The organism is Planomonospora algeriensis (assembly GCF_977012225.1).
The window spans coordinates 1-9,512 of record NZ_CDRNDK010000246.1 but is presented as its reverse complement, the minus strand read 5'-3'; the positions used below and the strand labels follow the sequence as shown (position 1 = coordinate 9,512).

The 9,512-nt window shown below is 73.7% G+C and carries 6 protein-coding genes and 2 pseudogenes; 6 read left to right on the top strand and 2 right to left on the bottom strand.

Annotated features, from left to right (window positions below):
- Positions 1–1,064, top strand: a 1,064-nt coding sequence (locus tag ACWJ6R_RS22765; protein ID WP_449064174.1) for a serine hydrolase domain-containing protein, incomplete at its 5' end; no start/stop codon positions are given.
- 5 nt (positions 1,065–1,069) lie between these two features.
- On the opposite strand, the gene ACWJ6R_RS22760 is transcribed toward ACWJ6R_RS22765, so the two are convergent.
- Both ACWJ6R_RS22760 and lon read right to left on the bottom strand, forming a co-directional pair.
- Entirely contained in the window at positions 1,070–2,275 is a 1,206-nt protein-coding gene (locus tag ACWJ6R_RS22760) for a cytochrome P450 (protein WP_449064173.1), read from the bottom strand.
- Positions 2,276–2,587: 312 nt separating this feature from the next.
- Positions 2,588–4,957, bottom strand: a complete 2,370-nt coding sequence (gene lon, locus ACWJ6R_RS22755; RefSeq protein WP_449064172.1) for an endopeptidase La — start codon at positions 4,955–4,957, stop codon at positions 2,588–2,590.
- 189 nt (positions 4,958–5,146) lie between these two features.
- On the opposite strand from lon, the gene ACWJ6R_RS22750 reads away from it, so the two are divergent.
- From ACWJ6R_RS22750 to ACWJ6R_RS22730, 5 genes and pseudogenes are all read left to right on the top strand, one after another.
- Entirely contained in the window at positions 5,147–6,472 is a 1,326-nt protein-coding gene (locus tag ACWJ6R_RS22750; RefSeq protein ID WP_449064171.1) for a sensor histidine kinase, read from the top strand.
- Between the two features lie 137 nt (positions 6,473–6,609).
- Complete coding sequence (locus tag ACWJ6R_RS22745) at positions 6,610–7,266, top strand: response regulator (protein ID WP_449064170.1); 657 nt, start codon at positions 6,610–6,612, stop codon at positions 7,264–7,266.
- A gap of 262 nt (positions 7,267–7,528) precedes the next feature.
- Positions 7,529–7,702: pseudogene (locus ACWJ6R_RS22740) on the top strand (alpha/beta hydrolase); the annotation flags it as partial.
- A gap of 31 nt (positions 7,703–7,733) precedes the next feature.
- A pseudogene (locus ACWJ6R_RS22735) lies at positions 7,734–8,267 on the top strand (alpha/beta hydrolase); the annotation flags it as partial.
- Positions 8,260–9,512, top strand: a 1,253-nt coding sequence (locus ACWJ6R_RS22730) for an acyltransferase family protein (protein WP_449064169.1), incomplete at its 3' end; no start/stop codon positions are given. The pseudogene ACWJ6R_RS22735 and the gene ACWJ6R_RS22730, both read left to right, overlap by 8 nt.

Sequence of the window (9,512 nt, the reverse complement as noted above, 5' to 3'; positions counted from 1 at the left end):
ACGGCCGGGCCCGGCTCCAGCGCGACGTGGACGCCGTCCGCGCCCTCGGCGTGACGGGCGTCGAGGCGCAGGTCCTCACCGAGGACGGCAGGCGCCTGGTCGCCACCGCAGGCGTCGCCGACGTCCGTACCGGGCGGCCCGTACCGGCCGGCGGCCACACCCGGATCGCCAGCGTCACCAAGACGTTCGTGGCCACGGTGGTGCTCCAGCTCGCCGCCGAGGGCAGGCTCTCCCTGGACGACACCGTGGAGCGCTGGCTGCCCGGTGTGGTGCGGGGCAACGGCCACGACGGCCGCGAGATCACCGTGCGCCGGCTGCTGCAGCACACCGGCGGCGTGTACGACGCCTATCCGGGCTTCACCTCGCTGGCGGACTACCGGAAGCGCCGCTACGACCGCTTCACCGACGAGCAGGTGATCGCGGAGGCGATGCGGCACCGGCCCTCGTTCCGCCCCGGGGAGGACTGGCTGTACTCCAACACCGGCTACCTGCTCATCAGCATGATCATCAAGAGGGTCACCGGCCGCCCCTGGCACGTGGAGGTCCACGACCGCATCAGCCGCCCGCTGGGACTGACGCGCACGCGCTGGTCGGGCACCTCGTTCGACGTGCCCCGGCCGCACATGCGGGGCCACCTGGTGCCCGCCCCCGGGGAGAAGCCGGTGGACGTCACCAGGCACTTCGACGGCGACGCCGCCGGCGGCCTGATCTCCAGCGCTCCGGACGTCAACCGCTTCCTGCGCGCGCTGGCGGGCGGCAGGCTGCTTCCGCCCGCGCTCACGGCGGAGATGCGCGCGACCGTCCCCGCCACGGCGTTCCATCAGGTCTGGCCGGACGCCCGCTACGGGCTGGGGATCATGTCCCGCCCGCTGTCGTGCGGCGGCGTCTACTGGAACCACGGCGGTGACGATCCCGGCTTCACGACGCGCACCGGCGTCACCGGCGACGGCGGGCGCAGCGTCACCCTGATCATCGCCACCAAGATCATGGACGGCGCGCGCACACTGGCCCTGGAGAAGGCCGCCACCGAACTGGTCGACCGCGCCCTGTGCGCCGGCCGGTGACCGCCTCAGCCCCGCAGGCGGACGGGCATCTCCTTGATGGAGTTGACGAAGTTGGAGCGGAGCCGCCGGGCCGTACCGGCCGGGGCGATGCCGGGGGTGCGCTCGGCGAGCACCTCGAACAGCACCCGCACCTCCATCCGGGCCAAGTGGGCGCCCAGGCAGAAGTGCGGGCCGCCCCCGCCGAAGCCGACGTGCGGGTTGGGGTCGCGACCGACGTCGAAGACGTCGGCGTCCGGGAAGACGGCGGTGTCGCGGTTGCCCGACGGGTAGTAGAGCACCACCTTCTCCCCCGCCGGGATCGTCCTGCCGCCGAGCTCGGTCTCGGTGAGCGTGGTGCGGCGCATGGTGATCACCGGGGACACCCAGCGGATGACCTCGTCCGGGAGCGTGCGCAGCAGCGACCGGTCCTTCAGCAGCCGCCGCCACTGCTCCGGGTGCTCGAAGAACGCCTGCAGCCCGCCGGAGGCGGCGTTGCGGGTCGTCTCGTTGCCCGCGACGGCCAGCAGCACCACGAACACGCCCAGGGCGAGGTCGTCCATGCTGGATCCGTCCTCGGCGGGGGCGACGAGCTTGCTGACGATGTCGTCGCGCGGTTCCTCGCGCCGCCGGGCGCCGAGCGCGGAGGCGTAGGAGAGCAGCTCGAAGATCGGCGTCGTGTCCTGGGTGGCGAAGTCGGGGTCGTCGGCGCCGATCATCGCGTTCGACCAGGCGAAGATCTTCTCCCGGTCCTCGGCCGGCGCTCCGAGGAGCTCGCAGATCACGTAGAGCGGGAGCGGCGCGGCGATGTCGGCGATGAAGTCCACCGAGTCGCGGGCCAGCGCCGCGTCGACCAGCTCGTGGCAGATCTCGCGGATGTGCTCCTCCAGCTTCCCGATCATCCGGGGCGTGAAGCCGCGGTTGACGACGGCGCGGGTCGCGGTGTGCTCCGGCGGGTCCTGGAAGAGCATCATGAGCCGGTTCCGGGAGAGCTGCTCCTCGCTCGGGTCGGGGACCATGATGCCGCCGGCGTGGGAGGAGAAGACCTCGGGGTGCCGCGAGACGTGCTGGATGTCGGCGTGGCGCATGACGGCCCAGAAACCGGGGCCGCCGGGCTCGGCGTGCCGGTGGACGGGGTCGTCCGCCCGCAGCCGGGCGTACCGCTCCCAGGGCATGGCGGCCTCGTACAGCGAGGGGTCGTAGATGTCGGTCTCGATGCTCGTCGAAGGGCTCATGAAAGGCTCTCTGCTCGGTTCACGTCCGCCGGACCGAGATTCTTCCAACTCCTCGGCCCGAACAGGGAGCCATAGGGCAAATCGTGATCTTCCGGATAGCCGGCGGCGCTCCGCACCGCGCTCCCCGGCACGCTTCCGGCCGCCTGCCCGATCCCGACCCCGACCCCGACCAGAATCTCCCTCCCGGCCTCCCGTCACCGGCCTCCCTGTCGCCCTTCCATGCCCGGTCGCCTCATCGCGCTCCCGGACGCGGAGGCGGCCCGCACCCCGTCGGGGTACGGGCCGCCTCCGAGACCGGTCCGCGATCGGGCGTCAGGCCGCCGCGGGCTCGGCGACCTTCGCCGGGGTGAGCGCGATCTCCAGGACCTCCCGCACATCGCTCACCACGTGCACGGTCAGCTCGCCCAGGACGGCCTCGGGCACGTCGTCCAGGTCGGGCTCGTTGCGGGCCGGGATCAGCACCGTGGTGATGCCCGCGCGGTGGGCGGCCAGCAGCTTCTGCTTGACCCCGCCGATCGGGAGTACCCGGCCGGTGAGGGAGACCTCTCCGGTCATCGCCACGTCGTTCCTGACCGGGCGGCCGGAGAGCAGCGAGGCCAGGGCCGTGGTCATGGTGACGCCCGCGGAGGGGCCGTCCTTCGGGACGGCTCCGGCCGGGAAGTGGATGTGCACCGAGCGGTCCTTGAGCGAGGAGACGGGCAGTTCCAGCTCCGCCCCGCGCGAGCGCAGGTAGGAGAGCGCGATCTGCGCCGACTCCTTCATCACGTCGCCGAGCTGGCCGGTCAGGGTCAGCCCGGTGGCGCCGGTCTCCGGGTCGGCCAGCGACGCCTCCACGTACAGGACGTCGCCGCCCGCCCCGGTCACCGCCAGTCCGGTGGCCACCCCCGGCACCGCCGTACGCTGGCGGGACTCGGGCAGCGAGGACTCCGGCACGTGGCGCGGGCGGCCGAGGTAGGCGACCAGGTCGTCCACCGTCACCGGCAGCTCGGTCTCGCCCAGCGCCACCTGCGCGGTGACCTTGCGCAGGATCCGGGCGATCGAGCGCTCCAGGGAGCGGACCCCGGCCTCCCGGGTGTACTCGCCCGCGAGGCTGCGCAGTACGTCCTCCCCGACCGTGACGTCGGCGGCGGCCAGGCCGGCCTTCTCCAGCTGCCGCGGGAGCAGGTGGTCGCGGGCGATCGCGACCTTCTCGTCCTCGGTGTAGCCGTCGAGCGTGACGACCTCCATGCGGTCCAGCAGCGGGCCGGGGATCGCCTCCAGCACGTTGGCGGTCGCCAGGAAGAGCACGTCGGACAGGTCGAGCTCGACCTCCAGGTAGTGGTCGCGGAAGGTGTGGTTCTGCGCGGGGTCGAGCACCTCCAGCAGCGCGGCGGTCGGGTCGCCCCGGTAGTCGGAGCCGACCTTGTCGATCTCGTCGAGGAGCACGACGGGGTTCATCGAACCGGCCTCGCGGATGGCCCGGACGATCCGGCCGGACTGGGCGCCGACGTAGGTGCGCCGGTGACCGCGGATCTCGGCCTCGTCCCGGACGCCGCCGAGCGCGACGCGGACGAACTTGCGGCCCATCGCCCGGGCGACGGACTCGCCGAGCGAGGTCTTGCCGACTCCGGGAGGCCCGGCCAGCGCGAGCACCGCGCCGCTGCGGCGGCCGCCGACCACGCCGAGACCCTGCTGGGCGCGGCGGCCCCGGACCGCGAGGTACTCGACGATGCGGTCCTTGACGTCGTCGAGGCCGGTGTGGTCGGCGTCGAGGACCTCGCGGGCCGCGGCGATGTCGTAGGAGTCCTCCGTGCGCTCGTTCCACGGGATGTCCAGGACGGTGTCGAGCCAGGTGCGGATCCAGCCGGTCTCGGGGGACTGGTCGGAGGTCCGCTCCAGCTTGCCGACCTCCTTGAGCGCGGCCTCGCGCACCTCCTCGGGCAGGTCGGCGGCCTCGACCCGGGCGCGGTAGTCCTCCTCCTCGGTCTCCGGGGAGGAGCCGTCGAGCTCGGCGAGCTCCTTGCGGACCGCGGCGAGCTGCTGGCGAAGCAGGAACTCGCGCTGCTGCTTCTCCATGCCCTCCTGGACGTCCTTGCGGATCGTCTCGGCCACGTCGAGCTCGGCCAGGTGCTCGCGGGCCCACTCGACCAGCTTCTCCAACCGGCCCGCGGGGTCGGCGGTCTCGAGGATCTCGACCTTGCGCGGGGTGGTGAGCCAGGGCGCGTAGCCGGAGTTGTCCGCCAGGACGGACGGGTCGCTCATCGCGTTGACCGCGTCGACGACCTGCCAGGCGCCCCGCTTCTGCAGGATCGTGGTGGCCAGCGCCTTGTACTCCTTGGCGAGCTCCTCTGCGCGCTCGCCCGCCTCGACCGGCTCGACCCGGGTCGTCTGCACCCACAGCGCCGCGCCGGGGCCGGTGGTGCCGGCGCCCACGCGAACCCGGTCCACCCCGCGCACGACTGCGGCGGGCTCGCCACCGGGCAGCCGGCCGACCTGCTCCACGACCGCCCTGACGCCGACGGCCCCGTAGCGCCCGTCGATCCGGGGGACGAGGAGCACCTGCGGCTTCTTCTCACTCAGGGCCTGGGCCGCGTCGATGGCGGCTCTGACCTCGGTGTCGGACAGGTCGAGGGGGACCACCATGCCCGGCAGCACGACCTCGTCGTCGAGCGGAAGGACCGGGAGGTTCAAGCTCTCACTCATCTTGGCTCCATCGGGTTGAGTTATACCGACTCAATTAACAGGAGCCCTGGATTGTTCCCAGCCTTGAGCCTGTTCGCTGTCAGCGATCGTAATCGTGTAATCAGCTTCTCGCCGTCCCTCTGCGGAGTGAGTCGGTGGACCCCTCTCCGGGGTGACGCTCGGATGGCACCCCCTCCCTAGACTGATCGGATGACCTCCCCTCCCGCCCCGCGGGAACGGGCCCGCAGTCCTCTGGCCTGGCTGGCGCGCGCGCTCGCCGACGCGTTGTGGAGCGGCAGGGCCGACCCGCCGCACCCCCGTTCCCGGCTGCTGGCCCCCCGCGTGCCGGGCTTCCTGGGCCTGCTGCCGTTCCGCACGATCGACCTGGTCCTGCTGGCCGACCTCGTCCTCGCCTTCGTGCTGTTCAGCGCCGTGCACTCCATGCTGCGGACCGAGGCGGTGCACGTGCCGCTGCCACTGGACCGGGAGGAGATCCGGATCGCCGCGGCCTGCTCCTCTCTCCCGCTGGTGCTGCGCAACCGCTGGCCGCTGGCAGCCTGGCGGCTGGCGGCGGTGCTGGTTCCCTGGGGAATCCTCATCCGCCTGCAGGCCCTGGAGACGCCCTACTCCGCCGACACCGTGATCATGTGTCTGCTGGTGCTCTACGCCGTCGCGGTCCGCTGCGAGCGGCACGTCACCATCGGTGTGTGGCTCGTCTCCGCGGCGGGCGTGTGGTGGCTCGAGGTGCAGCTCGACCAGACCGGTGTGACCGCCATCGGTGGGGGCCTGATGACCGCGACCGTCCTGCTCGGTTACAACGTCCGGGCCAGGCGCACGGCGGTCAGGCTCCTGGCGGAGGAGGAGCGGCGCAGCGAGCAGGCCCTGGCCGGGCAGGCGGTGCTGGAGGAGCGGGCCAGGATCGCCCGGGAGCTGCACGACATCGTGGCCCACCACATGTCCGTGATCGCCATCCAGGCGGAGGCCGTACCGCTGAAGGCGCGGGGCGAGGCGCGGCTGCTGGAGGAGGGGCTGGCGGAGATCCGCACGCTCTCACTGACCGCCATGACCGAGATGCGGCGGGTGCTGGGCGTGCTGCGGGACGCCGACGGGGCGCGGGACACCGCGCCGCAGCCCGGCCTCGGCCACCTGGAGGAGCTGGTCGCCACCGCGCGCTCGGCCGGGCTCACCGTGACGCTCAAGCTCGGCGGCGACCTGACCGGGCTGCCCGCGACGGTGAGCCTTTCGGCCTACCGGATCGCGCAGGAGTCGCTGAGCAACGCCATGCGCCACGCCCCGGGCTCGGCCGTCTCGGTGCGGATCACCCGGACCGCCGCCGAGCTCCAGCTCCACGTGGCGGACGACGGCGGGCGCCGTTCCCCCGCCGTTCCCGGGCACGCAGAGCCCTCCCGGCACACGGGGCACGGCCTGCTCGGGATGCGGGAGCGGGTCTCCATGCTCGGCGGGAAGCTGTGGGCCGGACCCGCCGGCGACGGCTTCGCGGTCACCGCCGTGCTCCCCGTCCCGGACGCCCCCTGACCTCCGGTCGCCGCCGTGCTCCCCGTCCCGGGCGATCCCCGACCCCGGATCGCCGCACTCCCCGTCCCGGATGATCCCGGCCTCCGCGGTCACTGCAATACTCCCGAGCACGGACGATTCATGATCATGGAGGACGTATGACGATCCGGGTGCTCATCGCCGACGACCAGGGCATGGTGCGGACGGGTTTCACCGTCTTCCTGGACTCCCAGCCCGACATGGAGGTCGTCGGAGAGGCCGTGGACGGGCGGGACGCCGTGGCCCGCACGGCCGAGCTCCGGCCGGACGTCGTGCTGATGGACGTGCGCATGCCCGTCATGGACGGGCTGGCGGCGACCCGCGAGATCCTCTCCTCCGGCGGCCACACGCCGAAGATCCTGATCCTGACCACGTTCGACCTCGACGACTACGTCTACGAGGCGCTGCGGGCCGGAGCCAGCGGGTTCCTGCTCAAAGACGCCTCCGCCCAGCAGCTGGCCGAGGCCGTCCGGGTGGTCGCGGCCGGGGAGGCGCTGCTGGCGCCGTCGGTGACCAGGCGGCTCATCGCGGAATTCGCCCGCGTCGGGCCGAGCCGCCCGCGCGCCCGGCCAGGCGACATCACCGAGCGGGAGACCGAGGTCCTCGCCCTGATCGCCCGCGGTCTGTCCAACCAGGAGATCGCCGGAGAGCTCGTGCTCTCGGAGCAGACGGTCAAGACTCACGTGGGCCGGATCCTGGCCAAGCTCGGCCTGCGCGACCGGGCCCAGGCGATCGTGTACGCCTACGAGACCGGGGTGGTCCGCCCCGGCGAGTGAGGTACGCGCCGAGGTCCGCCCCGGCAGGGGAAGCAGCACCCGGGCAGACCCCGGCAGGCGGAGCCCGCCGTCCCGGGCGTTCCCCGCCGGGTACCGCGCGTCCCCGCTCTCCCCCGCCCCGCGAAGGGCTCATCCGTCGTCCCCGTCCCTCCCCGGAGTGACGGGGCGGTGGGCTCCGCGGGGTGACGCGGGTTATCGATCATGATTCATAGCGTCCTGTCCTGTTCCCCGGAACGTCCCCGGAACCCGACAGGAGGCCCGCATGCTCCGTCCCGTGCTCGCCGTGAGCGCGATCACCGCGCTCACCTACGTGATCGTCCCGCAACCGCCGGGCGACCGGGTCGTCAAGGTCTACGGCGACCTGCGCACGGCCGAGCACGTGGCCGTCGTCGTCCCCGGCGCCGACACCACCGCCGCCACCTTCGAGGGCGGCCGGGCCAAGGTGCACAGCACGCCGGGGGGCGCGCCCGGGCGCTGCTGGCGCAGCGCGCGAGCTGGACCCCGGGGCGCGGCTGGCGGTGGTCGCCTGGCTCGGTTACGACAGCCCGGCCACCGTCAGCCTGCACGTGGCCACCGGCGGGGCCGCCGAGCGAGGCGCCCCGGCGCTGCGCCGCTACGTCTCCGAAAGGCTCCGCGGCAAGCGGGTCACCCTGCTCTGCCACAGCTACGGGTCGGTGGTCTGCGCCGGGGCCGCACCCGGATCGGGGGCCGCCGACCTGGCGGTGTTCGGCAGCCCCGGCCTGCGAGTGTCGTCGGCCGCCGAGCTGGGAGGGACGCGCCTGTGGGCGGGCAGCGGCACGCGCGACTGGATGCGCCACGTCCCCAAGGTCCGCTTCGGGCCGATCGGTTTCGGTCCCGATCCGGCGGGAGCCGGTTTCGGTTCCCGGATCTTCGCGACGGGCGCCGCCGGGCACAGCGACTACTTCGAGCCGGGCAGCCGGTCGCTGCGCAACCTCGCCCTGATCGCCCTGGGGCGGACCGCCGAGGTGTCCCGTGGCTGACCCCGCCGGCGGCGGCCCCGTGGCCGACTCCGTGACCGGCCCCGCAGCCGGCCCCTCGAAATCCAGCACCTCGAACGGCCCCGCGAACGGTTGGGCGGAGCGGATCGGGGCCGCGACACCGGCGGGCAGGGACCGCGGGGTGGACGCGCTCCGGGCGCTGGCGATCTGCGGGGTGGTCCTGGGCCACTGGCTGGTCACCGCGTGGGCGCCCGCTCCCGGAGGGAAGCTGGCGATCTCCAGCCCGCTGGCCCACCTGCCGGCGTTCACGCCGCTGTCCTGGGTGCTCCAGACCCTGGCGGTGTTCTTCTTCGTCGGCGGCTACGCGGCGGCGCGGAGCCTGCGCTCGGCCCCGGACGTCCGGGCGTGGCTGCGGGTCCGGGCCGCGCGGCTGCTCCGGCCGGTGACGCCGCTCCTGCTGGTCTGGGCGGGGATCGTCGCGGGGCTGACGCTGCACGGCACCCCCTGGGCGACGGTCCGGGCGCTGGCGCTGCCGGCGCTCGCGCCGCTCTGGTTCCTCGCGGTATTCGCCGCGCTGACCGCCGCCACCCCGCTGCTGGTGAGGCTCCGGCCGGGGGTCGCGGCCGTCGCGGCCGTCGCGGTGGTGCTCGCCGTGGACGCCGCCAGGTTCTGGCCCGGCGGCCCCGCCTGGCTCGACCGGCTCGGCTGGGTGAACCTCGCGGCCGGGTGGCTGGTGCCGTACGCGCTGGGAATGGGCTGGGCGGGCGGCGGGTTCGCCTCCCGGCGGGTGGCGACGGCGCTGCTGGCCGGAGGTGCGACCGGGGCGGTGGTCCTGGTGGCCGCGTTCGGGTATCCGGCGAGCATGGTGGGGGTGACCGGAGCGGAGGTGTCCAACCTCAGCCCCCCGACGCTGGCCGCCGTCTGCTTCGGCCTCGCCCAGGTGGGGCTGGCCCTGCTGGTGCGCGGCCCGCTGGCCCGGCTGATGCGGCGGCCCCGGCTGTGGGCGGTGACCGCGCTGGTCAATCTGGCGGCGATGACGGTCTTCCTCTGGCACCAGACGGCCCTGTCCGTGACCGCCCTGGCGGCGCTCCGCTTCGGGACGTCCCGGCCTGCTCTCCTCCCCCTCCGACCCCGGCTGGCTCGGGCACCGCCTGGCCTGGCTGACGGTGATCGCCATGCTGCTCACCCTGGCCGGTACGGCCGGAGCCGTGCTGCGGGCCGTACGCAGGGACCGGGCCGGAGGGCGAGCCGTCCGCCGGGGGGCGGCCGCGAGGCGGGCGCGTCCGG

Excerpts from the sequence above, each read along its gene's own strand:
- ACWJ6R_RS22760 (WP_449064173.1), bottom strand. The coding sequence starts at position 2,275 with ATGAGCCCTTCGACGAGCATCGAGACCGACATCTACGACCCCTCGCTG.
- lon (WP_449064172.1), bottom strand. The coding sequence starts at position 4,957 with ATGAGTGAGAGCTTGAACCTCCCGGTCCTTCCGCTCGACGACGAGGTC.
- ACWJ6R_RS22750 (WP_449064171.1), top strand. The coding sequence starts at position 5,147 with ATGACCTCCCCTCCCGCCCCGCGGGAACGGGCCCGCAGTCCTCTGGCC.
- ACWJ6R_RS22745 (WP_449064170.1), top strand. The coding sequence starts at position 6,610 with ATGACGATCCGGGTGCTCATCGCCGACGACCAGGGCATGGTGCGGACG.